Raw genomic sequence first — 22194 nt, 5'->3', positions numbered from 1 at the left:
CCGCCGCTAGGGCGCTCGCGGCGGGTCCGGACCGGGGCGCTTTTGCCCACCCCCGGGCAATGACGACGCGTGCTTTCGGTCGAACTCCACGCGCACTCCGAGCTCTCCTACGACGGCCGGGACCCCGTCGAGATGCTCCTCGAGCAGGCGCAGGCGGTGGGGCTCGACGCGCTCGCGGTCACCGACCACGACGAGTTCGAGGCGAGCCTGCGGGCGGCCGAGCTCGCCGAGGAGTACGGGCTCGTCGGCATCCCGGGGATGGAGGTGACCAGCGCCGACGGCCACGTGCTCGCCATCGGCGTCGACGAAGAAGTCCCCTCCCACCTGCCGTTCGGCGAGACCGTCGACGCCATCCGCGACCGGGGCGGGCTCGCCGTCGTGCCCCATCCGTTCCAGTCCTCGCGCAGCGGCGTCGCGCCGAACATCACGGACGGCGAGCTCGCGTCCGCGGACGCCATCGAGGTGTACAACTCGCGGCTGCTGACCGGCCGCGCGAACCGGAAGGCCGAGCGCTTCGCGCGCACCCACGACCTCCCGATGACCGCCGGCAGCGACGCCCACATCGCCGAGATGGTGGGGCAGGCGGTCACCCGCGTCGGCGCAGACGAGCAGTCCCTGGAGGGCATCCTCGACGCCATCCGCGAGGGGCGGACGAGCGTCGAGGGCAAGCGCACGCCGTGGCACATCAGCTTCCGGCAGGCCGCCGGCGGCGCGAAGCGCCGCGTGAAGAACCGCCTCGGCGAGTTCTTCTAGGATGGACGACGCGCTCGCGGCGACCGTCCGCGAAGCCCTCGCCGACGGCAATCCGCTCCCGGGCGCGGACGGCTTCGCGGGCCGGCTCCCGGACGGCCGGCTCGTCCGGGACGTGCTCGGCCGCGACCTCTGTTACTACGACGGCGACGCGTGGAGCCGCAGCCCCGACGACCTCGCCGACCCGACGCTGCTGCCCGCCGGCCACGTCGGCGAAGACGGCGAGACGCGGCGCGCGTGGCGGCTCCCCGACCCGCCCGCGAGCGACGACGACCCGGTCGGGAGCGTTCGCGACGCGCTGGACGGCGCGCTCGACGTGCCGGACGACGACCTCGCGGTTGCGTTCTCGGGCGGCGTGGACTCCGCGCTCGTCGCCGCCGACCTCGACGCGCCGCTGTACGTCGTCGGCTACGAGGGCTGCGCGGACATCGAAGCGGCCCGCGAGTCCGCGGCCGCGATGGGGCGCAGCGACGACCTCCGCGTCCACGAGGTGACACTCGACGACATCGAGGCCGCGGTCCCCGAAGTGGCGCGGGCAATCGACCGCACGAACGCGATGGCCGTCCAGATCGCGCTCCCGCTCTACCTCGTCGCAGAACGAGTGGCTGCGGACGGCTTCTCCCGGCTGGCGCTCGGGCAGGGCGCGGACGAGCTGTTCGGCGGCTACGCGAAAGTCGCCGCGGCGCCGGACGACCCGCGGACGGACGCGGACACGATTCGGGGCGCGCGGCGAGAGGTGCTGGAGACGCTGCCCGAGCAACTGGAACGGGACGTGCGCGCGGTTCGCGCGGCGGGCGTCGAACCGGTGACGCCGCTGCTCCACGACGACGTCGTGCGCGCTGCGCTCGAACTCCCCGAGGAGTGGCTGGTCTCGGGCGACGTCCAGAAGCGCGCGCTCCGCGAGGCGGCCCGCGACCGGCTGCCCGACGCGGTCTGCGACCGCGAGAAGAAGGCCGTCCAGTACGGCAGCCTCGTCGCCCGCGAGGTCGACCGGCTCGCCCGACGGGCGGGCTTCAAGCGCCGGATGGACGACCACGTCACGAAGTACGTAGAGAGCCGTGTGGTCGACCAACGGGAGGCCACAGACAGTGCGAGCGAGGAGCCGAGCGACCCGTGAGCCGTGTGGACGACCAGAGGGAGTCCACGGACTGAGTGAGCGGCGCAGCCGCGAGCTGGGTGTTCTCAGGCAGACTCGGCTTCGTCGATGGCTTCCAGCGCTATCTGGACGGTGTCGGCGTCGAGGTCGCTCTCGCGGAGGTCGGCGGGGTCGTACCACTCCCAGACGTCGACGCTCGCTTCGCCGTCCGCGGGGTCGACGTCCCGCGAGGGGACCGTCGCGAAGTAGACGTGGTCGATGTGCTGGTGGCCGACGCTACCGTCCTCCTGAACGTTGATGTCGTAGCACAGCTGGTAGCGCGGCGACGGCAGCGCGAACCCGTCGGGCGCGGGGACGTCGGGCGCCTCGCCGAGCAGCGTCGGGTCCAGGCCGGTCTCCTCGCGCACCTCGCGCTTGCCCGCCTCGTGCGGGAGTTCGTCGCGGTCGACGTGCCCGCCCGGGGGAATCGTGATGCCGAGCCGGTCGTGCTCGTGGAGCGCCGTCGCGCCGTCGTTGACGACGTAGACGGTCGCGGTGAAGTGACGCGTCGTCTCCATACGCTCCGGGAGGAGGTACCCGGCCTAATGGGGTTCGGTCTCCAGGTGACGCGTGGCTGGTAATCACGTGAAAACGAGCGGGTCGATAGACGAAGCTATTCGGCAGCTACGGGCGCCCCAAGGGCTAACACGCAGATGCACGAACGTCGTCGTGTGCAATTGACTGTCCGGCAATCGGGGGAGGAAGCGGATGGCGAATAGCCGCACGACGTTCACGGCCGCGGGCGTGGAGTCGACGAGCGACGGCGAGGAAATCGAGAACGCGCTCCACGAGAAGGAGGGCATCCAACTGGTCACCGTCGACGACGAGACCGGCGAGGTCGTCGTGCGGCACGGCGAGGCGCTCGTCTCCGCTGAGGAGATCGAACAGACGGTCGAGGAGCTCGGCTACGACGTCGAAGACTAGGCTTCGACGTTCGGCTCGCCGCCGGCCTCCAGAATCTCGTGGTAGCGGTTCCGGATAGTGACCTCGCTGACGTTCGCGACGTCGCTGACCTGACTCTGGGTGACGCGCTCGTTCGAGAGCAGGCTGGCGGCGTACACTGCGGCGGCGGCCAGCCCTACGGGCGACTTCCCGGAGTAGAGGCCGGCTTCCTGGGCGCTCCCGAGGAGCTCGCGGGCGCGGCGCTCGACCTCGTCCGGGAGGCCGAGTTCGGAGCAGAACCGCGGGACGTAGCTCGTGGGGTCGGTGGGCGCGACTTCGAGGCCGAGCTCGCGGGCGACGTAGCGGTACGTGCGCGCGATCTCGTCGCGGTCGACGCGGCTGACGTTCGCGACCTCGTCGAGGCTGCGGGGCGTGTTCGCCTGCCTGGCGGCGGCGTACAGCGCGCTCGTGGCGACACCCTCGATAGAGCGGCCGGGCAGGAGGTCCTCGTCGAGCGCGCGGCGATAGATTACGGACGCAGTCTCCCGGACGTTCTTCGGGAGGCCGAGCGCGGACGCCATGCGTTCGATCTCGCCGAGCGCCTGCTTGAGGTTGCGCTCCTTGGAGGTACGAGTGCGGAAGCGCTCGTTCCACTTGCGGAGGCGCTGCATCTTCTGGCGCTGGTTCGACGAGAGGCTGTTCCCGTAGGCGTCCTTGTCCTGCCAGCCGATGTTCGTCGACAGCCCCTTGTCGTGCATCATGTTCGTCGTCGGGGCGCCCACCCGGCTCTTCTGGTCGTTCTCCTTGCTGCCGAACGCGCGCCACTCCGGCCCGCGGTCGATGCTGTCCTCCTCGACGACGAGCCCGCAGTCCTCGCAGACCGTCTCCCCGCGCTCGTCGTCGACGACCAGGTCGCCGCCGCACTCCGGACAGTGTAACTCCGATTCCTCGTGCTCCTCGCGCTCCGCTGTTTCCTCGCGGGCGGTCTCGCGCTCGTCTCGGGTCCGCGTTCTGTCACTCATGGGAGATTGGGGAGGGGCGGGTTCTGTGGTCGCGAAAACGTCTAATACGTACGTAAGCAGGGGCCGACCGCACAAAAGGACTGTGGCAGACGGTTGCACGCGAACCGGCCGCGTGAGGCATCGAAACGCTTACCGACGCCAGCCACAATTCCGGAGACATGAGCGATTCTGTGGACGCCGACGAGGTCGAGCACGTCGCGGACCTCGCGCGGGTGGACCTCGACGACGAGGAGGTCGCGCAGTTCGCCGACCAGTTCGGCGACATCCTCGAACACTTCGAGGCTCTCGACGAGGTCCCCGAGGTCGACGCCGAGCCCGACCTCGTGAACGTGATGCGCAGCGACGAGGTCGAGGACAGCCTCAGCCAGGACGAGGCGCTGCAGAACGCCGACGACAGCGAGGACGGCCGCTTCAAGGGCCCGAAGGTGTCGTGATGAGCCTGAACGCGTACATCACCGACGAGGAAATCGAGGGCAGCGAGGACGGCCCGCTCGCCGGGCGGACCGTCGCCGTCAAGGACAACATCTCCACGGAGGGCGTGCGCACGACCTGTGGGTCGAAGATGCTCGAGGACTACGTGCCGCCGTACGACGCCACCGTCGTCGAGCGCCTGAAGGACGCGGGCGCGACCATCCCGGGGAAGGCGAACATGGACGAGTTCGGGATGGGGACGACCACGGAGACGTCGTACTTCGGTCCCGTGAAGAACCCCGTCGACGAGGACCACGTCCCCGGCGGCTCCTCCGGCGGGAGCGCGGCGGCTGTCGCCGCGGGCGACGCGGACCTCGCGCTCGGCACGGACACCGGCGGGTCGATTCGGTGTCCGGCCGCGTTCTGCGGCGTCGTCGGCATCAAGCCGACGTACGGCCTCGTCTCCCGGTACGGGCTGGTCGCGTACGCGAACAGCCTCGAACAGATCGGGCCCATCGCACCGACCGTCGAGGACGCCGCAGCGCTCCTCGACGTCATCGCGGGCCCGGACGAGCGCGACGGCACCACCCGCGAGGAAGGGGCGGACACGGACTTCGCGAGCGCCGCCGACGGCGACGTCGACGGCCTGACGATCGGCGTCCCCACGGAGCTCGTCGAGGGCGCGGAGGACGCGGTCGTGGAGACGTTCGAGGAAGCCATCGACGACCTCCGCGAGCAGGGCGCGACCGTCGAGGAGGTCAGCCTGCCCTCCGTCGAGTACGCCGTCGCGGCGTACTACGTCATCGCGATGAGCGAGGCGTCCTCGAACCTCGCGCGCTTCGACGGCGTGCGCTACGGGAATTCGGGCGGCTACGACGGCAACTGGAACGAGACGTTCTCCGAGGCGCGCTCGGAGGGGTTCGGCGACGAGGTCAAGCGCCGCATCCTCCTCGGGACGTACGCGCTGTCGGCGGGCTACCACGACAAGTACTACAAGCAGGCCCAGGAGGCCCGCGCGTGGGTGAAACAGGACTTCGACGAGGCCTTCGAGGACGTCGACGTGCTCGCGTCCCCCACGATGCCGATTCTCCCGCCGGAGCTCGGCGAGAGCCTCGACGACCCGCTGAAGATGTACCTCGCGGACGCGAACACGACGCCCGTGAACCTCGCGAACCTCCCCGCCATCTCGGTGCCCGCGGGCGAAGCTGATGGCCTCCCGGTCGGCCTCCAGCTTGTCGGCCCCGCGTTCGGCGAGGAGACGATTATCAACGCCGCCGCAGCGGTCGAGAACTGAGCAGTTCGCGCTGTCGCCCACGGTTTGCGCTCAGTACCCGCGCGGCGTACCGTATCTCTTCTTCGTTGCGGGCGCTGCCCGAATCCAGCGGACGGACAGATACTGGCATCTTGGCGGCGTTACTCGCCGTTTAACAATTATCGGTGGGTGACGAGTGGCAGGCGTCGACAATGGCCAGGAAGTATACACTGACGACTCGCCGGCAGTTCCTCAGCACCGCCGGCGCCGCCGCAGCAGCACTGACACTCCCGGGAAGCGCGTTCGCGCAGTCGGACACACCGACGCCGAGTAGCGACGTCACGTTCCACGAGGGACTGACGTACGCCGAGCGCGATAGCGGCGAACTCAAACTCGACCTGTACCTTCCAGACAGCGAAGAGCCGACACCGCTCGTGGTCTTCGTCCACGGCGGCGGCTGGCTCGTGAACACGCGGAAGGACACGCCGGACCTTGAGGAGTACTTCGTCAGCCGCGGCTACGCGATGGCGACGGTAGACCACCGGCTCTCCGAAATTCCGGAAGACGTCGACCCGATAATCAGCCCGTCGCCAGACAACCCCGTTCCGAGAGGTACGTTCCCGGACCACATCGTCGACGTGAAGGCGGCGATTCGGTGGTTGCGCGGACACGCCGACGAGTACAATCTCGACCCGGAACGGGTCGCGACCTGGGGGAGTTCCTCCGGGTCGCACCTCGCCGTCCTCGCCGGGACGGCCGGCGACGTGGAGGAAATCGAGGGCGACGTCTACGACATTGAGAAGACCGTCTACCCGGGGGAGTCCGGCCGTGTGCAGGCTGTCGTCGGCTGGTACACGCCGACCGACTTTCTCAAGATGGACCCGCAACTGGACGGGAAAGGATTCAGCCACGACGCGCCGAACTCGCCGGAGTCACTGCTCGTCGGCGGCCAGATTACGGAGAACGAGGAACTGGTCGAACGAGCCGACCCGATAACGTACGTCGACCCCGACGACCCGCCGTTCCTCCTCATGCACGGACGGCAGGACGTCACCGTCCCGTACCAGCAGAGCACAATCCTCTACGATGCACTGAGCGAGGCTTGCGTCGATACGACGTACTACGAACTCCACGACCTTGGCCACGGGTTCGGGTTCGACGGGCTCACCCAGAAGCCGACCGTCGATCAGACGATTACGAAGGCGAAGTGCACTCCTGGGGACGGGAAACTGAAAGAGCGCGTCTCGAACGGGCCGCCCGCCGGCCCGAAAGTCATCGAGCAGTTCCTCGACCGCACGCTCTCGAACTAGAAGTCCGGGAGGTCGTCGGGCGCGTCGTACTCGGCCTCCCAGTCGACGTACTCCGCCTTGAGGAGGTTCGAAACTTCCGCGCCGAGCTCCGCCAGCGACGCGTTGATAGCGGAGACCGTCTCCCACGACTCCAGGTCGGGGTGGATGTCGCGCTCGCGCCAGTTCTCCGGGAGGCCGGGCGCGTGGTAGCCGACGCGGTCCGCGAAGTCGTCCCAGAAGAAGTCGAACTCGTCGAACAGTCCGAGGTCGACGGCGACGTCGAACGCCTCGCGGTCGAGGTCCGTCTCCGCGGCCCACGACTCGAAGGCCTCCTCCCACGCGCCGGCTTCCAGGAACTCCTGGAGGTCGTCGCGGTGGTAGTCCGTTCCCTGGACGGTGACGTCGTCGTACTCGTCGGGGTCGCCCTCCAGCTCGGGCGGGTCGGGTGCGGGCGCGTCGAGTGTCACGAGCGGAGATTGGTGGTCGCTCGGGAAAAACCTGCGCGTGTCCCGGCTACGCGCCGAGCCAGTCGTTCGTCGAGACCTCGTGGCCGCTCTCCCGGCAGATTTTCGCGCCCTGCTGGCGGACGTTGCGGGCCGACGGGAACGCCTCGCGCTCGCGCATCTCGGACTGGATCCACTCCGCGAGCTCGCGGGCCTGCGGCTTCCCGGCGAGGCTCTGGACCTCGTTGAACCCCTTCTCGTACGCGTCGCGGCGGGAGCCGGCCCGCTCCTTCGCTCGCCTCCGGTCCGCGAGGTCGAAGACGTCCGCGGCGGTCTCGTCGATTTCTCGCAGGAGGGATTTCGCGTGCTCTGTCATCGTTCTCGTAGACAACGGCGAGCGAGCGAATAAACGTGGGGGGTCGTTCAGTACGCGCGCGACCGTCTCAGCACCGTATCCGGGACGGCCCGCGTCGTCGCGTACGGGCCCGGACCGATTATTTTCTAGTTTTATAAGTTATGAAACGGGTATAATAATAAGGCGGTTTCGGGCGTGGCATCCCGCGTCAGCCCGGCGGCGTCGCCGGGCGACAACCCAACGATGTCACAGGAACGAAATCGCCGGCGGACCCTCCCCGGCGGACCGACGTGGTTGCTCGCACAGCTCGCCCGCGTTCTCGCGGGCGCGAAACGGCTCTGGAACACGCTGGTGTACAGCTCTGCGTACCTCTCCGTAATCACCGTGGTCGAGGTCGGCATCGCGATGGCGGTGCTGTCGCTGCCGTTGAGCCCGGCACCGCTCGTCGTCGGCCTCGTCACGTTCGCCGTCTACGCGAACGACCGCATCGCCGACGTGGACGACGACGCCGTCGACAAGCTCGCGCAGGCCGCGTTCGTGCGACGGCACCGCGACGCGCTGTACGTCGCGGCCGCGGCGGCGTACGGCACGGCGCTCGCGGTCTCGATGCTCGGCGGGCCGCTCGCGCTGTTGCCGGGCGGCTTCTGGGTGCTGTACGCGACCGACTAGCTCCCCCAGCCCGGCGACCAGATGCACCGTCTCAAGGACGTCCTCGTCGTCAACACCGCCGTCGTCGCGCTCGCGTGGGCGGTGTCCCCGACCTTCCTGCCGCTGGCGTTCGCGGACAACGAGCCGACCGGCGCCGTCGTCACCGTCGACGTGCCGCGCCTCGACTAGGCTACTGCTGTTCGGCGTGCGCCTCGAGGGCCTCCTGCCGGAGCGCCTCCTCGGCCTCCGTCTCGCAGTCCAGTCGCGGCACTTCCGTGGGGTTGCCGTCGTCGTCGAGCGCGACGAACGTGAAAAACGAGGTCGTGGTCTTGCGCTCGGTTCCCTCCACGGGGTCCTCCGCGCGGACTTCGACTTTCACCTCGATGCTGGACTTCCCGACGTCGAAGACGAACGCCTCCACGACCGCGACCTCGCCCATCTCGATGGGCGCGATGAAGTCGACGTGGTCCATCGACGCGGTGACACACTGCCGGCCGGAGAACCGCATCGACGCGATGGCCGCACAGATGTCCATCCAGTGGAGGACCGCGCCCCCGAGCGCGCGCCCCAGGTTGTTCGTGTCGTTGGGCAACAGCAGCTCGGTCATCTCCGTGTACGAGTCCATCAGGCGCGACGATTCGGGCATACTCGTGGTTCTACGGGCCGGGGCTTCAATCCTTCCGAGTGGCGACGACGCGCCGTCGCTCGTCGGGCTTTCGACAAGCGTAAGGCCGCCACGACTAACGTCGAGTCAATGAGCGAGGAATCCGCGGCGAGCGAGGGGTCCGTGCGCGTCGTCGGGACCGCCCACGTCTCCGCGGACAGCGTCGAGGAGGTCGAGCGCGTCGTCGAGGAAGAGAATCCCGACACTGTCGCGGTCGAACTCGACGAGGGCCGGTACCGCCAGATGCAGGGCGGGACGCCCGAGGACCTGGAGGCCAGCGACCTCCTGAAGGGGAGCATGGCGTTCCAGTTTCTGGCGTACTGGCTTTTGTCGTACGTCCAGAAGCGCCTCGGCGAGCAGTTCGGCATCGAGCCGGGCGCGGACATGAAGGCGGGCATCGACGCCGCCGAGCGCACCGGCGCGGACGTCGCGCTCGTCGACCGCGACATCCAGGTGACGATTCAGCGCTTCTGGGCGCGCATGACCGCCGTCGAGAAGCTCCGGCTGGTCGGCGAGCTCGCGCTCGGCGTGACCGACAGCCGGACGCTCGGACTGGGCGTCGGCGCGTTCTTCGGGTTCGTCGTCGGCGTCGCCGCGGAGTTCGTCGCCGGACCGTTCCTGATTCCGCCGCCGCCCGCGGCCGGCGTCGCGGGGACGGTGCTGGTGTTGCTGGCGGGGCTCGCGGAAGCCGTGCTGTTCGCGGTCGCGGGCGCGCTCGTGCTCGGCGCCGTGTTCGCAGTGCTGTTCGCGCGTTCGGCGCCCGAGGAGGACGTCGAAGAGTTCTCGATGGACGACCTGACGGACGCGGACGTGGTCTCCGCGATGATGGAGGAGTTCCGGCGCTTCAGCCCCGCGGGCGCAGAAGCGCTCATCGACGAGCGCGACGCGTTCATCGCGCACAACCTCGTCGCGCTCCGCGCGCAGGGCAAGCACGTCGTCGCGGTGCTGGGCGCCGGCCACCGCGAGGGCGTCGAGCGCTACCTCGACCACCCCGAGGAGCTCCCGCCGATGGAGTCCCTGACGGGCACGCGGAAGAAGCGCTTCTCGGCGGCCAAGCTCTTCGGCCTGCTGATCACGGTCGGCTTCCTCGCGTTCTTCGTGCTGCTCGTGATGGCGGGCGTCGACAACACCGTCCTCCTGCAGGTGTTCGGCGCGTGGTTTCTGTTCAACGGGATAATCTCGATGGGCGCGGCGAAGCTCGCGGGCGCGCACTGGACGAGCGCGGGCGTCGGCGGCGCGGTGGCGTGGCTGACCAGCATCAACCCGCTGCTCGCGCCCGGGTGGTTCGCGGGCTACGTGGAGCTGCGTTACCTCTCCGTGCGCGTCGCCGACATCGGCACGCTGAACGAGCTACTGGACGACCAGGAGACGCCGATCCGGGACCTGCTCGGGCAGATGGTGGAAGTGCCGCTGTTCCGGCTCATCGCGGTGGTCGCGATGACGAACGTCGGCAGCATCGTCGCGAGCGTCCTGTTCCCGTTCGTCGTGCTGCCGCTCATCGGTGGGCCCTTCGACAGCGTCGGCGCGGTCAGCGACGCGATGGTCCGCGGCGCGCAGAACAGCGCCGACGCGATCTGGGGGCTGGTACGGTGAACTTCAGCAGCCGGGAGCTCCGGGACCTCCTCGTCGCGTGGCTGGCGCTCGGGCTGGCGTTCAGCCTGCTGTACGTCCCGATTTCGGCGACGAACGTGATGGACGTGCTGGCGAGCCGGCTGTTCGCCGAGGAGTTCGCGCTGAGTCTCGCGACGGTCGGCGTGGCGTTCCTCCTGCACGAGCTCGCGCACAAGGTGGTCGCGGTGCACTTCGGCCAGCACGCGGAGTTCCGCGCGGACTTCGGGATGCTCGCGCTCGCGGTGGCGGGCGGCTTCGCGGGGTTCCTGTTCGCGGCGCCGGGCGCGGTCCACCACCGCGGCCGCATCACGCCCCGCGAGCACGGCCTCATCGCGCTCGCCGGCCCGCTGACGAACGTCGCGCTCGCAGTCGTCTCGCTGGGCGTGTTCGTCGTCGCGCCCGACATCGGCTGGCGGGGCCTGTTCATCAACGTGCTGCTCGCCGGGTTCAACATGATCCCGTTCGGGCCGCTGGACGGCGCGACGGTCCTGCAGTGGAACAAGACGGTGTACGCGGCCGCCGCGGTCGTCACCATCGGGCCGGCGCTTTTGTTCTTCTTCGGGATATAGTCGTCCGCGCATAGACCGGCACGCTTTTCGCCCCGAGATGCGCACGCTCGTGTATGAGCGACGGGAGCGACGACGAACTCACGTACTCCGAGGCGGGCGTGGACATCGAGGACAGCGAGGCGGCGACCGCGGCGCTCGTCTCCGCGGTCTCCGAGGTCGGGGACACCACCGAGTACGCCGGATTGGTGGACCTCGGCGACCAGTACCTCGCGCTCGCGACCGACGGCGTCGGCACGAAACTGCTCGTGGCGGTCGCCCTCGACGACTACTCGACGGTGGGCATCGACTGCATCGCGATGAACGTCAACGACCTCGTGGCGGCGGGCGTCGAGCCCGCGGCGTTCGTGGACTACCTCGCGGTCGACGTGCCCGACGAGGACCGCGCCGCCGAACTGGGCGAGGGCTTGGCTGCCGGCGCGGAGGAAGCGGGCGTGGCGCTCGTCGGCGGCGAGACAGCCGTCATGCCGGAAGTCGTGAACGACTTCGACCTCGCGGGCACGGTCGCGGGCGTCGCGACCGACGACGACCTGCTCCCGGGAGAAGCCGAGGCGGGCGACGTGCTCGTCGGCTTCCCGTCGTCGGGCATCCACTCGAACGGCCTCACGCTCGCGCGGGAGGCAGCCGACCGCGCCGGCGGCTTCGACGAGCCGTTCCCCGGCGACGGCTACGAGACAGTTGGGGAGGCGCTGCTGGAGCCGACCCGCATCTACACGTACCTGCTCGATGCGCTGCACGAATACGACGTGCACGCGGCGGCCCACGTCACCGGGGGCGGCTGGACGAACCTCGAACGCATGGGCGCGTTCCGCTACGAGGTCACGGACCCGTTCCCGGCGCAGGACGTCTTCGACTTCGTGCAGGACGCGGGCAACGTCAGCGACGAGGAGATGCACCGCACGTTCAACATGGGCACCGGGTTCGTCGCCGCCGTCGACCCCGCGGACGCCGACGCGCTCGTGGCCGCGACTGACGGCGAGCGGATCGGGCGTGTCGAAGCTGGTTCCCACGTGGCAGTCCGCGGCCTCGAACTCTGACCCGAACTGATAACGCCACGTTCGGAACCGGTCCACGGCGCACACCGGGGTGGAAGAGCGACCCACATCTCTATAGGGTCTGACAGACCACAGCCCCGTGTGAGCTTCTCGTTTCACCGCTGGGGCGACTTCGGTGTGGCGGGCGTTCCGCCCGATACCGTTGAGTGGTCCTTCGACCCGGACGCGACGTACTCGATTCCCGACGGAGACGCCGCCGTCGTCGAGGAGGCGTGGGCGTCGCTCGTCCACGGCGACGATAACCTCCACGACGGCCCCAGTCTCAATCTTCGGGGCGTCGACGACACTCGAATCCACGTCGGACCTACTCGATTCAGGGACCACTATCTGCGCCGCCTCACTGTCGCCGAGAGCCCCCGGTTCGATGCCGACCAACTCACGGACGATGGACGGCGGCAGTTGACCGAGTCGGTCCACCTGCTCTCGTCGTTCGTGGCTGTCGTCGCCGACGGACAGGTGCTCCTCGGAGTCAAGCCACCCCAGGCGGACCGCGGCCCGTTTCTCTCCTTCCCGGGTAGCGGCTACCTAGACAGGAACCACGACTTCCGAGACGGCGACGCTGAACCGACTCGTGCAATCGTGGGTCGCGAGCTACAGGAGGAACTCGGCGTGATGGCCGACGGCAATCGAGTCCGTTGTCTCGGCGTTTTCGAGGATACGTCCCCCGAATCGCACCTGAACCCGGCGCTGTTCTCCGTGGTCTACGTCGACGAGAGCGCTTCGTCGGTCCTGCGGACGGCGCGACGAGCACCGGACGCAGACGAGTTCACCGAGTTCGTGTTCGTGCCGCTCACCGAAGCAGCGCTCGACGGGCTAGTCGAACTCGCCGTCGACGGAACCGCGACCGCGGCGCCCGAGAGAGTCCCCACCGAACGCTTCGACGGGATGTCGCACAAGTCGCTGCTGATGGTGTTGCTGCTCGGTCGGCGTGAGGTCGGCGAGGAGTGGTTCGACCGCACACTTTCCGAGTACTCCGAGATAGTCCTCGAACCCGCTTAGTCCACGCTTCGGTCCGGAATGCAGTCGACGAGCGTTCCGTGGAGGTGGCCGTTAGACGCTAGGAAGTCACCGTCGTGATTCTCGCCGCCGGTGTGATCGGTCAACGTTCCCCCCGCGGCCTCGACCAGAACTTCTCCCGCCGCTCGGTCCCAGAGGCTCTGGTTGAACCCGCAGGCGGCATCGGTGTGCCCGGCGGCGACGTGCGCGAGGTCGAGCGCTCCGGAGCCAGTCGAGCGGATGCCTTCGACCGTCGAACCGAACGCCCGGTGGACCGCCCAGACGTCGTCGCGGCCGGCCCGCGACGAGGAGTACGGGAGGGAAACGAGCGCGCTCTCCGGGTCGGTCGTCTCGGCGGGTTCGAGCGCGACGCTCGCGGTAGTGGAGTCTCCCGAGAGCGTGGCGGCGTACATGTCGTCACTCATCGGACGGTAGACGACGCCCGCCCGCAGGGTCCCCTCGACTTCGAGTGCGATGGACACGCAGAAGTCCGGGAGCCCGCGGAGATAGTTCGACGTGCCGTCCAGCGGGTCGACGACCCAGCGGACGTCTTGGTTGCCGACCCCGCCGTCCTCCTCGGAGAGAATCCCGTGCGAAGGGTACGCGTCCGTGAGGTGTTTGAGAATACGACGTTCCGATTCGAGGTCGACTTCAGAAACAGGGTCGCCGGGACCCTTGTAATCGGTGTCGTGGTCTTCGGTGAAGGCGGAGCGCTGGAAGTCACCGGCCAGACGAGCGGCTTCGGCGGCGGTCTCCAGCGCTTCGTGGAGGTCTATCATCTGTCGAATAGTCGTTGGGCGAGCGCGGTTATAAGTACGCGAGGTAGCTCGTGTACCCGACGTAGACGACCACCCACAGCGCCGTCGTCGCAATCTGGAGCCCGACGAAGTACGACGAGAGGCTCCGCTTCCCGACGGGCGATCGCTCGCGCGTGTCGTACGTCTCGACGACAGACAACTCCTGCCAAGTATCCTCGAAGGTCCTGATCTCCTCGTTCAGCTCGTCCCGTGCCCCCTTGTAGGACTCGGTAGCCAGCCAGAAGGCGTACGCGCTCGTCGCACCGATCATGGCAACTGCGGGCCGGAACTGGGGGCCGGTCCGGAGGAAGATGTTGACCAGCACGCCGACGACCGCGACGGAGAAGTAGTTCGCACGCATCAGCAGACGGTCGCGGTACATCGCCTGCTTGCTGAACATCTTGTAATTCGCGCTCACGAGCTCCAGCTCCGGGTCGGTTCCCTCTTCGCTGGACCCCGTTCCGTCGGTCCGTTCGTCGTCTTCGGGCCTCGTGAGAAACCAGTACAGGGTGATGGCAGCGGGAGCGAGCGCTGGGGAGCTACGCAACGCCCACGCGGGGAAGTCGATGTACGGGAGAAGGGCGGCCATCGCCGCCGGCACCGCGAAGAGTGCAACGGAACCTACGACGACGACGCGCTCGTCGATGCGCTCGTCGTCCTCGTCCCCTCGGTTGTCTGGAGGTGTCTCGTCACTCGATGTCTCGTCCGTCGACTCGTCGGGCATCAGCTGATGCGGGCGGCGACGTCGGCCTGCGTGATGATGCCGACCGTCTCGCCGTCGTGGGTGACCATCACGGCCTTGTAGTGGTCCAGCAGGCTCGAAATCTCGTCGAGCGTGGCGTCCTCGGAGACGGTCGGGAAGCTCTCGCTCATCACGTCCCGGACGGGGTGGTCGCCGACGTCCTCGCCGGCGTGGACGACGTCGCTGTCGCTGATGGAGCCGACGGGGACGCCGTTCGTGATGACCGGGAGCTGGGAGTAGCCGGCGTTCTGCATCTTCTCGACGGCGTCGCTGACGGCGTCGTCGGGCGCGACGCTGATGACGTCCTCGTGCATCAGGGTCTTCGCGCGGACGACGTCACCCTCGGCTTCGTCGAGCGCTTCGACGATGCGGCGCAGCGTCGACAGTCGCGGGTCGACGTCACCGCCCTCGATGCGGGCGATGAGCGGCTGTGAGACGCCCGCTCGCTCGGCGAGCTCGCTCTGCGTGAGTTCCAGCGAGGTGCGGCGCTCGCGGAGGTCCTTCGGCGTCGGGAGACGCATACGCCGCAATTACCAGGAGTTATTAATAAAGTTTCGGGAGGTCACGCGTCCTCGGTCTCGGCCTCCTCGCCGTCCTCCTCGACGACCTCGATGACTTCGAGGGGGACGTCGCGGAGCGCGCCGCCGACCTCGCTCTTCGCGATGCGCTCGGCGTGCTCGACGCTGTCCGCGTTGAACACCGTGAGCTCGAGGACGAGCCCGACGAGCGCGGTGTTCGCCGCGAGGAACGCGGCGTCCAGGGGCTCCGCGCACGCGGGACACGTCGTGACCCCGGCCTCGACCTCCACGTAGTCGAGGTCCTTGTCGTTCAGTCGTTTGCCGGCTTCGCTCACGGCGACGCCGATGGCGTCGTCGGAGTTCTCGACGTCACGCACCAGCCACGCGGCTTCCATCGCAACGACGTAGTTGCTCATACTCGTTCATCGAGGCGCGGAATGTCGTGCTTTGCGGTTTCGACCCTGTGGGCCGGACGTGACTGGAAACGTCGCCATAACTTACGGAGTGGTGTCCGGACAGCGACGGAACCGCTACGCCTCGCTACGGGGTTCGGGGGTCTGCGGGCGCCGGAAGTCGCCGAACCGAGAAACCGCACGACTGCGCCGGGTTCGGCCCATCCGACCCGTCGGAAGACATTTATATGGGTGTGTCCTGAGGCAGACCATCCCGATGCTCGACCGCACCACCCGACTCGCGCTGTTCACGCTGTACCAGTCCGCCCTCGCGCTGGGCATCGCGCTGCTGCCCGTCGCAGTCCTCGTCCGGCAGGCCGGCGTCACGCTGCCCGTCCACCGCGTCGTCGAGCGCACCGAACAGGCCTACGAGGCCCACGCCGCGAACTGAAGACGCGGCGCAGACGACCGCTACCGTGCGATTATCCCGTGGTCCGAATCCCCGGAAAAGATGGTTTTATCCGTGCCCGACTGGTAACGTCTGGTAATGTTCAACAGCAACGACGGCTCGGAGTTCGCCCGGAACCAGGCGCGGTTCGGCGGCACCCAGAACCCCTACGAGCCGGAAGTCGGCTCCCTCCCCGACAACGACCGCTCGCAGGCCGACGACGAGTACGTGAACAAGACCGGCACCACCATCGTCGGGCTCACCACCGACGACGGCGTCGTGATGGCCTCCGACATGCGCGCGAGCCTCGGCGGCCGCGTCGTCTCCAACAAGGACGTCCAGAAGGTCGAGGAGATCCAGCCCAACGCCGCGCTCTCGATGTCCGGCTCCGTCGGCGGCGCCCAGAGCTTCATCCGCTCGCTGCGCGCCGAGGCGAACCTCTACGAGGCCCGCCGCGGCGAGTACATGAACATCAACGCGCTCGCGACGATGGCGTCGAACCTCCTCCGCGGCGGCCCGTTCTTCCGCGTCGTCCCGATCCTCGGCGGCGTCGACGACGAGGGCGGCCACGTCTACAGCCTCGACCCGTCCGGTAGCTCCCTCTCGGACAAGTACACCGCGCAGGGCTCCGGCATGCCGTACGCGCTCGGCGTGCTCGAACAGGACTACCACGAGGACATCTCCTTCGACGAGGCCGTCGAGGTCGCCGCGCGCGCCATCGACTCCGCGAGCGAGCGCGACACCGCGTCCGGCAACGGCATCCACGTCACGAAGATCACGCGGAACGACGTCGAGATCATCGGCCACAAGGACGTCGAAGACGTCCTGTAATCGGCTCGGCCGGCTGCGATTCTCTCCCGTTCTCCGGTTCTCTCGACGCTGTGTAGCCGGCCGGCCGCTCAGTCGAGACCGTCGCCGCGTCCGAGCCAGTCCGCGAAGCTCCCCGAGAGCAGCGTCTCGCGCTGGTTCTCGAAGTACTCGCACTGCATCGCGTAGACGGCGTTCTCGAAGGTGTTGCCGTCGTAGAGCGCGCTCCGGATCCGGTCGCGCTTCCAGGACGCGGGCGTGGTCTCGTGGCGGGCGCGCTGGCGGAGCGGCCACAGGTACTTCGCCGCTTCCTCCTCGGAGAGCCCGCGACGGCGCAGTCCGGCCTCCGCTTGCTCGAAGAGGTCGACGTAGATCTCCTCGGTGTCGTCGACGCGGTCGCCGTCCGCGGTGATCCACGCGAGGTCGCCGTCGAGGCCGTTCCGCGCGGCCTCGTAGAAGCTCTCCCGGGCGTCCTCCCAGTCGAGGTCGTAGAGCGGGTGTTCGGTCCGCGGGAGGTTCTCCAGCAGTCCCGCGAACGCCGCCTGCACCGCGATGGTGTCCCGGACCGTCGGCTGGCCCGCGATGGGACGGAACTCGATGCGGGCGTTGGCGTCCTCCTTCGAGGACCCGCCGAACACCGGCCGCACCCACCGCCAGAACGTGCCGTGCTTGCGCCGCCAGTGCGCGAACTCGTCGTCGAAGCGGCCGCCCTTCGAGACCGGCATCGGGACGATGGTGTTGTCGGTCGCGACCTGATCGACGGCGTCCGCGGCGCTCGAGAAGTCCTCGGGGAAGCGCACCTTCTCGGACTCGCCGGGGACGTTCAGCACCGTCTCGAAGACGTCGATTCGGGACTCCTGCCAGCCGTCGACGAGAATCTCCTCGGGTTCGGCGTCCTCGTCGTAGAGGTCCGGCGGGAACACCGGCGAGTTCACACAGAGCGCGAGCAGCGGCCCGGCGAACCGGACCGCGTACCGGAAGTACGTCGGCAGGTCGACGGCCTGCGGGACCTGGTAGTGCGGCTGGATGGACGTGATGAGCGCCTCCGGCATCACCGTGTCCGCCTCCAGGGAGACGTGGGGCGCGTCGAGTCCCATTCCGGCGGGCTGGTCGGTGTTCGCCATCGCGTGGTAGCGCGCAGACGCCGACATGTTGGTCGCGATCTCGGCGCCGTCGCGCTCCACGCTGTCCGTGAGGTACCCCCGGGCCGTCTCGCCCTCCGGCGGAATCGTCCACATGCCGTCGCTGACGAGGTGCAGCCCCTCCGCGGCCATCGGCTCCTCGGCGGCGTCGAGGTTCGCGCGGACCTCCATCTCCTGGGCGCGGAGGCCGTGCTCGTTCAGCGGCTGCGGGCTCGTCGTCATCTCGGCGTTGTGGAGGCCGAGCTCCTTCTCGAAGCCGACGAATTCCAGGACGCGGCGGGGGACGCGCGCGAGCGACCCCTCGTCGTTGACCGCGTAGAACTCGTACTCCAGGCCGACGATGGCCTGGGGGTTGTCGAAGGTGCCTGCGGCGATCTCCTGTTTGACGACCTCGGCGTCCTCGCGGACGTGCCGCTGGAACTCCTCGGCGTCCACGTCGAGGACGTCACCCACTCGATCCACGAGGTCCGGGCCTGGCATGTCGTGGGGTTTGTCGCCGGGCGACTAATAAGCGCGGTGGGTGGGCCGCCGCGCTTCGCGCGTTTTAACTGGGGGAGCCGGCTACCGGACGGTGATGGAGTTCGGCTCGTTCGCCGCGCACGCCGCCGACGTGGAGGCGACGGACGCGGACCTCGACGTCGTCGCGAAGGTCGCGGACCTGTTCGGCGAGGCGGGCGACGACCTCGACGTCGTCGCGCGGTTCGTGCAGGGGCGGGTGTTCCCGGCGCACTCGGAGACGAAACTCGCCGTCGGGCCGCGGCTCTGCTACGAGGCGCTCGCCCGCGCGGCGTCGACGAACGTCGGCGTCGAGGACGTCGAAGAGCGCCTCGCGGAGACGGGCGACATCGGCGAGGTGGCGGCGGACCTCGACCTCGGCGGGCAGGCCGGGCTGGGCGCGTTCGCGGGCGGGGACGCCGACGACGGCCTGACGGTCGCCGCGGTGTACGAGGACCTGACCGCGCTCGCGGACGCGGCTGGCGACGGCAGCCAGGACGAGAAGGTCACGCTGCTGTTCGGGCTGTTCAACGACTGTTCGGGCGAGGAGGCGCGGTACCTCGCGCGGCTCGTGCTCGGGGAGATGCGCATCGGCGTCGGCGAGGGCGCGGTCCGGGACGCCGTCGCGGCGGCGTTCGACGTACCCGTAGAGGCGACGGAGCGCGCGCTCCAGGTGTCGAACGACTACGGACTCGTGGCAGAGACCGCCCGCGACGAGGGCGTGGACGGCCTCGACGCGATGCACCTGGAGGTCGGGCGACCCGTGCAGGCGATGCTCGCGCAGGCGGGCACCGTCACGGACGCCCTCGACGAATGGGAGGAGGCGGCCGTCGAGACGAAGTTCGACGGCGCGCGCGTCCAGGTCCACTGGGACGGCGACGAGGTGTCGCTGTACTCGCGGAACATGGAGTCGGTGACGGACGCGCTCCCCGAACTCGTCGAGTTCGTCGAGGAGCACGTCGCGGCGCCCGCGATTCTGGACGGCGAGGCGGTCGCGGTCGACGACGACGGCAGCCCGCTGCCGTTCCAGGAGATTCTGAAGCGCTTCCGCCGGAAGCACGACGTCGCGGAGATGCGCGACGAGATCCGCGTCGAACTGAACGCGTTCGACTGCCTGCACGCGGGAGGGGAGGACCTCTTGGAGGCGCCGTTCCGGGAGCGCCACGAGCGCCTGCGGGCCGTCGTCGGCGACGAGTCCGCGGTCTCGGAGCTGCTCGTCACGGGCGACGCCGACGAAATCGCCGACTTCGAGGAGGACGCCCTGGAGGACGGCCACGAGGGTATCATGCTGAAGGACCCGGACGCGGCGTACACGCCCGGGGACCGCGGGAAACACTGGCTGAAGCGAAAGCCCGACGTGGAGACCCTCGATTTGGTCGTGACGGGCGCGGAGTGGGGCGAGGGGCGGCGCGCGTCGTTCCTCGGAACCTTTCTGCTGTCCGCCCGCGACGAGGAGACCGGGGAGTTCGCGACCATCGGGAAGGTCGCGACCGGCATCACGGACGAGGAGCTCGCGGACCTCACCGAGCTGCTGGAACCCTACATCCGCGCGGAGGACGGCCAGGAAGTCGACCTCGAACCGGCGGTCGTCTTCGAGGTGGGCTACGAGGAGATTCAGACGTCGCCGACGTACGACTCGGGGTACGCGCTCCGGTTCCCGCGGTTCGTCACCGTCCGCGAGGACAAGACCCCGGAGACCGCGGACACCATCGAGCGCGTCGAGCGCCTCGCCGAGCAGCAGGGCTGACTGCGGTGGCTTGAACAGCCCCGCCGCCCAACCGCCGGCATGGACGCTCGTGGCGCCGTCGTGGACCTCGACGGCACCGTCGTTCGCGGCGAGACGCTGATTCCCGGCGCCCGAGACGCAATCGCGGCGCTCCGGGAGCGCGTCGACCGCGTGCTCTTCCTGACGAACAACCCCACGGTTCCGCCCCGCGAGTACGCCGCGCGGCTGCGGGACCTCGGCATCGACGCCACCGTCGGGGACGTGCTCACGTCGACGGACGCGACGGTCGCGTACCTCCGCGAGAACCACGCCGACGAAGCCGTCTTCCCCATCGCGGAGGCGTCCATCGTCGACCAGCTCCGGGACGCCGACCTCGCGCTGGCCGAGGAACCCGGGGCCGCAGACGTGGTCGTCGCGGGCTACCACCGCGACTTCCACTACCGCGACCTGCAGGCCGCCCTCGACGCGCTCGACGACGAGACGGCGTTCGTCGGCACCGACCGCGACCGCACGATTCCCACCGAGCGCGGCCCTTCGCCCGGCTCGGGGGCCATCATCCGCGCGGTCGCGGGCGTCACCGGCCGAGAGCCGGACGCCGTGCTGGGGAAGCCGTCGGCGACGACCGCGCGACTCGCGGCCGACCGCATCGGCGTGTCGAGCGACGAGTGCGTGCTCGTCGGCGACCGCCTCGACACGGACGTCGCGATGGGCGAGCGCACGGGCATGACCACGGTCCTGGTGCGCACGGGCGTCAGCGGCGACGACGACCTCGCTGACAGCGACGTCCAGCCCGACCACGTCTGCGACTCGCTGGCGGACGTCCCCGCGCTGTTCGGCTAGTCGTGGAAGTACGCCACCGCGAACACGAGCCCGGCGACAGTGAGCGCGAGCGCGTAGCCGAACGCGGCGGCGTACGCGCCGGTCGCCTGGATGAGTTCGCCGGCGATGAGGGGCGCGCTGAACGCGCCGAACAGGCCGAGGCTCGTGAGCAGCGCGACCGCGGTGGTGACGTCGGCGTCGTCGACGATGCCGGGGACGACGCCGTAGAACAGCCCGAGGCTCAGCTGGACGAAGTAGCCGCCGACCAGCAGGAACGCCGCGACCACGAGGTACGTCGACGAGAGCGCGATGCCGGCGAGCGCGACGCCGGAGACGACCAGCGACGCGAGCACGACGGGGCGGGCGCGCCCGCCGAACAGCCGGTCGGTGACGACGCCACCGCTCGCGCGGGCTGCGGCGCCGATGAGCGGGAACGTCGCGGTGAGCGCGCCGCTCTGCGCGAGCGACAGCGACAGCTCCGCGGTGAGGTACGTCGGCACCCAGGAGTTCACGAAGAGGTACAGCGAGTACGAGACGAACCCGAGCGCGCAGACCAGCAGGACGCCGCGGTCGCGCGCGACGCCGAGCACGCTCGACAGGGAGGGGAGTTCGCCCGTGCCGCCGCCGGAGAGCTCCGACGGCCAGAAGACGAGGATGCCGGCGAGCGCGGGCACGAAGAACGCCGGGTAGACGAGGAAGACGGCGGGCGCGCCGAACTCGGCGGCGAGCGTCGGACCGGTGAGGTGGCCGACCGCGAACCCGACGGGGCCGCTGGCGGTGAACAGCCCCGTCGCGGTCGCGGCGTTCCGGAACTGCCCGAACACCGTGAGGCCGGTGTTCCAGACGAGCACGAACCCGAGGCCGGCGACGACGCGCGCCCACAGCACCGGCCAGTAGGCGCCCCGCCGGGCGAACTGCCAGCTCGCGACGCCGCCGACGAGGAAGACGCCGGTCGCGAACGCGAAGCTCCGCGGCGCGCCGAAGCGGTCGACGACTGCGCCCGCGGGGACGCTCGCGACGACGGCGACGCCGAGCATCACGCTCACGAGCCAGTTCACTTCCGCGGCGCTCGCGCCGAGCTGGTCGACGAGCACGGGCGTGGTGCTCGCGGGGACGATCTCGTAGGCGCCCGAGGCGACCGCGGTCCCGAGGACGCAGGCGACCACGAGCGGGTGCTCGGAGAGCGCCGGGCGGGAGTCCATGAGACGGACGTGCTACTGCACTCCCTT

The 22194-nt window shown here is 69.3% G+C and carries 27 protein-coding genes; 16 read left to right on the top strand and 11 right to left on the bottom strand.

All coding sequences use genetic code 11. The annotated features are described in order from the left end of the window. Positions 1–69 precede the first annotated feature (69 nt). Positions 70–753: a PHP domain-containing protein gene (locus tag G9C83_RS06620; protein WP_167245308.1), complete on the top strand. Its 684-nt coding sequence runs from the start codon at positions 70–72 to the stop codon at positions 751–753. A gap of 1 nt (position 754) precedes the next feature. After that, positions 755–1867 carry an asparagine synthetase B gene (locus G9C83_RS06615; protein WP_167245307.1) on the top strand — a complete coding sequence of 371 codons (1113 nt, stop codon included), beginning with the start codon at positions 755–757 and terminating at the stop codon, positions 1865–1867. Between the two features lie 65 nt (positions 1868–1932). On the opposite strand, the gene G9C83_RS06610 is transcribed toward G9C83_RS06615, so the two are convergent. Next, the gene (locus tag G9C83_RS06610; protein WP_167245306.1) at positions 1933–2403 is read right to left on the bottom strand and encodes an NUDIX domain-containing protein; all 471 of its coding nucleotides are present in this window, start codon (positions 2401–2403) and stop codon (positions 1933–1935) included. Between the two features lie 190 nt (positions 2404–2593). Between G9C83_RS06610 and G9C83_RS06605 the strand changes: the two genes are divergently transcribed. After that, the gene (locus tag G9C83_RS06605; RefSeq protein WP_167245305.1) at positions 2594–2809 is read left to right on the top strand and encodes a cation transporter; all 216 of its coding nucleotides are present in this window, start codon (positions 2594–2596) and stop codon (positions 2807–2809) included. Here the strand turns inward: G9C83_RS06605 and G9C83_RS06600 are convergent. Further along, complete coding sequence (locus G9C83_RS06600; RefSeq protein ID WP_167245304.1) at positions 2806–3789, bottom strand: transcription initiation factor IIB; 984 nt, start codon at positions 3787–3789, stop codon at positions 2806–2808. The two genes, G9C83_RS06605 and G9C83_RS06600, sit on opposite strands and share 4 nt — an antisense overlap. Before the next feature lie 158 nt (positions 3790–3947). Here G9C83_RS06600 and gatC point away from each other — a divergent pair, with 158 nt between their 5' ends. The 3 genes from gatC (at position 3948) to G9C83_RS06585 (ending at position 6762) form a co-directional block, all read left to right on the top strand. Then, entirely contained in the window at positions 3948–4223 is a 276-nt protein-coding gene (gatC, locus tag G9C83_RS06595; protein WP_167245303.1) for an Asp-tRNA(Asn)/Glu-tRNA(Gln) amidotransferase subunit GatC, read from the top strand. Beyond that, entirely contained in the window at positions 4223–5494 is a 1272-nt protein-coding gene (gene gatA / locus G9C83_RS06590; RefSeq protein ID WP_167245302.1) for an Asp-tRNA(Asn)/Glu-tRNA(Gln) amidotransferase subunit GatA, read from the top strand. Before gatC ends, gatA begins: the two co-directional genes overlap by 1 nt. Before the next feature lie 170 nt (positions 5495–5664). Further along, the gene (locus G9C83_RS06585) at positions 5665–6762 is read left to right on the top strand and encodes an alpha/beta hydrolase (protein ID WP_167245301.1); all 1098 of its coding nucleotides are present in this window, start codon (positions 5665–5667) and stop codon (positions 6760–6762) included. Here G9C83_RS06585 and G9C83_RS06580 read toward each other — a convergent pair. Together G9C83_RS06580 and G9C83_RS06575 are read right to left on the bottom strand one after the other, a co-directional pair. Further along, on the bottom strand, positions 6759–7208 hold the full coding sequence (locus G9C83_RS06580) for a hypothetical protein (RefSeq protein ID WP_167245300.1): 450 nt from the start codon (positions 7206–7208) through the stop codon (positions 6759–6761). The genes G9C83_RS06585 and G9C83_RS06580 overlap by 4 nt on opposite strands. Positions 7209–7254: 46 nt before the next feature. Beyond that, on the bottom strand, positions 7255–7560 hold the full coding sequence (locus G9C83_RS06575; RefSeq protein ID WP_167245299.1) for a hypothetical protein: 306 nt from the start codon (positions 7558–7560) through the stop codon (positions 7255–7257). A gap of 222 nt (positions 7561–7782) precedes the next feature. Between G9C83_RS06575 and G9C83_RS06570 the strand changes: the two genes are divergently transcribed. Further along, positions 7783–8208 carry a hypothetical protein gene (locus tag G9C83_RS06570; RefSeq protein ID WP_167245298.1) on the top strand — a complete coding sequence of 142 codons (426 nt, stop codon included), beginning with the start codon at positions 7783–7785 and terminating at the stop codon, positions 8206–8208. A 21-nt stretch (positions 8209–8229) separates the two neighbouring features. Continuing rightward, positions 8230–8376, top strand: coding sequence for a hypothetical protein (locus tag G9C83_RS06565; RefSeq protein ID WP_167245297.1), 147 nt, complete (start codon positions 8230–8232; stop codon positions 8374–8376). Between the two features lies 1 nt (position 8377). Here the strand turns inward: G9C83_RS06565 and G9C83_RS06560 are convergent, their stop codons facing one another. Next, entirely contained in the window at positions 8378–8833 is a 456-nt protein-coding gene (locus G9C83_RS06560; protein WP_167245296.1) for an acyl-CoA thioesterase, read from the bottom strand. A gap of 108 nt (positions 8834–8941) precedes the next feature. On the opposite strand from G9C83_RS06560, the gene G9C83_RS06555 reads away from it, so the two are divergent. From G9C83_RS06555 to G9C83_RS16135, 4 genes are all read left to right on the top strand, one after another. Then, positions 8942–10444, top strand: a complete 1503-nt coding sequence (locus G9C83_RS06555) for a TraB/GumN family protein (protein WP_167245295.1) — start codon at positions 8942–8944, stop codon at positions 10442–10444. Beyond that, positions 10441–11031, top strand: coding sequence for a metalloprotease (locus G9C83_RS06550; RefSeq protein WP_167245294.1), 591 nt, complete (start codon positions 10441–10443; stop codon positions 11029–11031). Before G9C83_RS06555 ends, G9C83_RS06550 begins: the two co-directional genes overlap by 4 nt. A 53-nt stretch (positions 11032–11084) precedes the next feature. Further along, positions 11085–12065 (top strand): phosphoribosylformylglycinamidine cyclo-ligase, encoded by a 981-nt coding sequence (purM, locus tag G9C83_RS06545; protein WP_167245293.1) that lies wholly within the window; start codon positions 11085–11087, stop codon positions 12063–12065. 99 nt (positions 12066–12164) lie between these two features. Continuing rightward, the gene (locus G9C83_RS16135) at positions 12165–13082 is read left to right on the top strand and encodes an NUDIX domain-containing protein (protein ID WP_167245292.1); all 918 of its coding nucleotides are present in this window, start codon (positions 12165–12167) and stop codon (positions 13080–13082) included. On the opposite strand, the gene G9C83_RS06535 is transcribed toward G9C83_RS16135, so the two are convergent. From G9C83_RS06535 to G9C83_RS06520, 4 genes are read right to left on the bottom strand one after another with little or no spacing between them, the layout of a single operon-like run. After that, positions 13079–13858 (bottom strand): inositol monophosphatase family protein, encoded by a 780-nt coding sequence (locus G9C83_RS06535; RefSeq protein ID WP_167245291.1) that lies wholly within the window; start codon positions 13856–13858, stop codon positions 13079–13081. The two genes, G9C83_RS16135 and G9C83_RS06535, sit on opposite strands and share 4 nt — an antisense overlap. Before the next feature lie 28 nt (positions 13859–13886). Continuing rightward, positions 13887–14600, bottom strand: a complete 714-nt coding sequence (locus G9C83_RS06530) for a hypothetical protein (RefSeq protein WP_167245290.1) — start codon at positions 14598–14600, stop codon at positions 13887–13889. Continuing rightward, positions 14600–15139 (bottom strand): CBS domain-containing protein, encoded by a 540-nt coding sequence (locus tag G9C83_RS06525; RefSeq protein ID WP_167245289.1) that lies wholly within the window; start codon positions 15137–15139, stop codon positions 14600–14602. Before G9C83_RS06525 ends, G9C83_RS06530 begins: the two co-directional genes overlap by 1 nt. A 41-nt stretch (positions 15140–15180) precedes the next feature. After that, positions 15181–15552: a DUF555 domain-containing protein gene (locus tag G9C83_RS06520; RefSeq protein ID WP_167245288.1), complete on the bottom strand. Its 372-nt coding sequence runs from the start codon at positions 15550–15552 to the stop codon at positions 15181–15183. A gap of 253 nt (positions 15553–15805) precedes the next feature. Between G9C83_RS06520 and G9C83_RS06515 the strand changes: the two genes are divergently transcribed. Together G9C83_RS06515 and psmB are read left to right on the top strand one after the other, a co-directional pair. Beyond that, positions 15806–15979 (top strand): hypothetical protein, encoded by a 174-nt coding sequence (locus G9C83_RS06515; protein ID WP_167245287.1) that lies wholly within the window; start codon positions 15806–15808, stop codon positions 15977–15979. Positions 15980–16075: 96 nt separating this feature from the next. Next, positions 16076–16807: an archaeal proteasome endopeptidase complex subunit beta gene (psmB, locus tag G9C83_RS06510; protein WP_167245286.1), complete on the top strand. Its 732-nt coding sequence runs from the start codon at positions 16076–16078 to the stop codon at positions 16805–16807. A 68-nt stretch (positions 16808–16875) separates the two neighbouring features. Here the strand turns inward: psmB and G9C83_RS06505 are convergent, their stop codons facing one another. Continuing rightward, positions 16876–18405, bottom strand: coding sequence for a hypothetical protein (locus tag G9C83_RS06505; RefSeq protein WP_167245285.1), 1530 nt, complete (start codon positions 18403–18405; stop codon positions 16876–16878). A 94-nt stretch (positions 18406–18499) separates the two neighbouring features. Between G9C83_RS06505 and ligA the strand changes: the two genes are divergently transcribed. Both ligA and G9C83_RS06495 read left to right on the top strand, forming a co-directional pair. Next, on the top strand, positions 18500–20167 hold the full coding sequence (gene ligA, locus G9C83_RS06500) for an ATP-dependent DNA ligase LigA (RefSeq protein WP_167245284.1): 1668 nt from the start codon (positions 18500–18502) through the stop codon (positions 20165–20167). Positions 20168–20206: 39 nt separating this feature from the next. Next, entirely contained in the window at positions 20207–20986 is a 780-nt protein-coding gene (locus tag G9C83_RS06495; protein ID WP_167245283.1) for an HAD-IIA family hydrolase, read from the top strand. On the opposite strand, the gene G9C83_RS06490 is transcribed toward G9C83_RS06495, so the two are convergent. Beyond that, a complete protein-coding gene (locus G9C83_RS06490) occupies positions 20983–22167 on the bottom strand; it encodes an MFS transporter (protein ID WP_167245282.1) in 1185 nt (394 codons plus the stop codon). The genes G9C83_RS06495 and G9C83_RS06490 overlap by 4 nt on opposite strands. Positions 22168–22194 lie beyond the last annotated feature (27 nt).

Source organism: Halobacterium sp. R2-5 (genome assembly GCF_011734195.1).
Lineage (GTDB): Archaea > Halobacteriota > Halobacteria > Halobacteriales > Halobacteriaceae > Halobacterium.
This window is presented reverse-complemented; position numbering and strand designations above follow the sequence as displayed.

Excerpts from the sequence above, each read along its gene's own strand:
- ligA (WP_167245284.1), top strand. The coding sequence starts at position 18,500 with ATGGAGTTCGGCTCGTTCGCCGCGCACGCCGCCGACGTGGAGGCGACG.
- G9C83_RS06575 (WP_167245299.1), bottom strand. The coding sequence starts at position 7,560 with ATGACAGAGCACGCGAAATCCCTCCTGCGAGAAATCGACGAGACCGCC.
- G9C83_RS06615 (WP_167245307.1), top strand. The coding sequence starts at position 755 with ATGGACGACGCGCTCGCGGCGACCGTCCGCGAAGCCCTCGCCGACGGC.
- gatC (WP_167245303.1), top strand. The coding sequence starts at position 3,948 with ATGAGCGATTCTGTGGACGCCGACGAGGTCGAGCACGTCGCGGACCTC.
- psmB (WP_167245286.1), top strand. The coding sequence starts at position 16,076 with ATGTTCAACAGCAACGACGGCTCGGAGTTCGCCCGGAACCAGGCGCGG.
- G9C83_RS06585 (WP_167245301.1), top strand. The coding sequence starts at position 5,665 with ATGGCCAGGAAGTATACACTGACGACTCGCCGGCAGTTCCTCAGCACC.
- G9C83_RS06600 (WP_167245304.1), bottom strand. The coding sequence starts at position 3,789 with ATGAGTGACAGAACGCGGACCCGAGACGAGCGCGAGACCGCCCGCGAG.
- G9C83_RS06610 (WP_167245306.1), bottom strand. The coding sequence starts at position 2,403 with ATGGAGACGACGCGTCACTTCACCGCGACCGTCTACGTCGTCAACGAC.
- gatA (WP_167245302.1), top strand. The coding sequence starts at position 4,223 with ATGAGCCTGAACGCGTACATCACCGACGAGGAAATCGAGGGCAGCGAG.
- G9C83_RS06535 (WP_167245291.1), bottom strand. The coding sequence starts at position 13,858 with ATGATAGACCTCCACGAAGCGCTGGAGACCGCCGCCGAAGCCGCTCGT.
- G9C83_RS06605 (WP_167245305.1), top strand. The coding sequence starts at position 2,594 with ATGGCGAATAGCCGCACGACGTTCACGGCCGCGGGCGTGGAGTCGACG.
- G9C83_RS06565 (WP_167245297.1), top strand. The coding sequence starts at position 8,230 with ATGCACCGTCTCAAGGACGTCCTCGTCGTCAACACCGCCGTCGTCGCG.
- purM (WP_167245293.1), top strand. The coding sequence starts at position 11,085 with ATGAGCGACGGGAGCGACGACGAACTCACGTACTCCGAGGCGGGCGTG.
- G9C83_RS06495 (WP_167245283.1), top strand. The coding sequence starts at position 20,207 with ATGGACGCTCGTGGCGCCGTCGTGGACCTCGACGGCACCGTCGTTCGC.
- G9C83_RS06515 (WP_167245287.1), top strand. The coding sequence starts at position 15,806 with ATGCTCGACCGCACCACCCGACTCGCGCTGTTCACGCTGTACCAGTCC.
- G9C83_RS06520 (WP_167245288.1), bottom strand. The coding sequence starts at position 15,552 with ATGAGCAACTACGTCGTTGCGATGGAAGCCGCGTGGCTGGTGCGTGAC.
- G9C83_RS06560 (WP_167245296.1), bottom strand. The coding sequence starts at position 8,833 with ATGCCCGAATCGTCGCGCCTGATGGACTCGTACACGGAGATGACCGAG.
- G9C83_RS06490 (WP_167245282.1), bottom strand. The coding sequence starts at position 22,167 with ATGGACTCCCGCCCGGCGCTCTCCGAGCACCCGCTCGTGGTCGCCTGC.
- G9C83_RS06530 (WP_167245290.1), bottom strand. The coding sequence starts at position 14,600 with ATGCCCGACGAGTCGACGGACGAGACATCGAGTGACGAGACACCTCCA.
- G9C83_RS06570 (WP_167245298.1), top strand. The coding sequence starts at position 7,783 with ATGTCACAGGAACGAAATCGCCGGCGGACCCTCCCCGGCGGACCGACG.
- G9C83_RS06525 (WP_167245289.1), bottom strand. The coding sequence starts at position 15,139 with ATGCGTCTCCCGACGCCGAAGGACCTCCGCGAGCGCCGCACCTCGCTG.
- G9C83_RS06505 (WP_167245285.1), bottom strand. The coding sequence starts at position 18,405 with ATGCCAGGCCCGGACCTCGTGGATCGAGTGGGTGACGTCCTCGACGTG.
- G9C83_RS06555 (WP_167245295.1), top strand. The coding sequence starts at position 8,942 with ATGAGCGAGGAATCCGCGGCGAGCGAGGGGTCCGTGCGCGTCGTCGGG.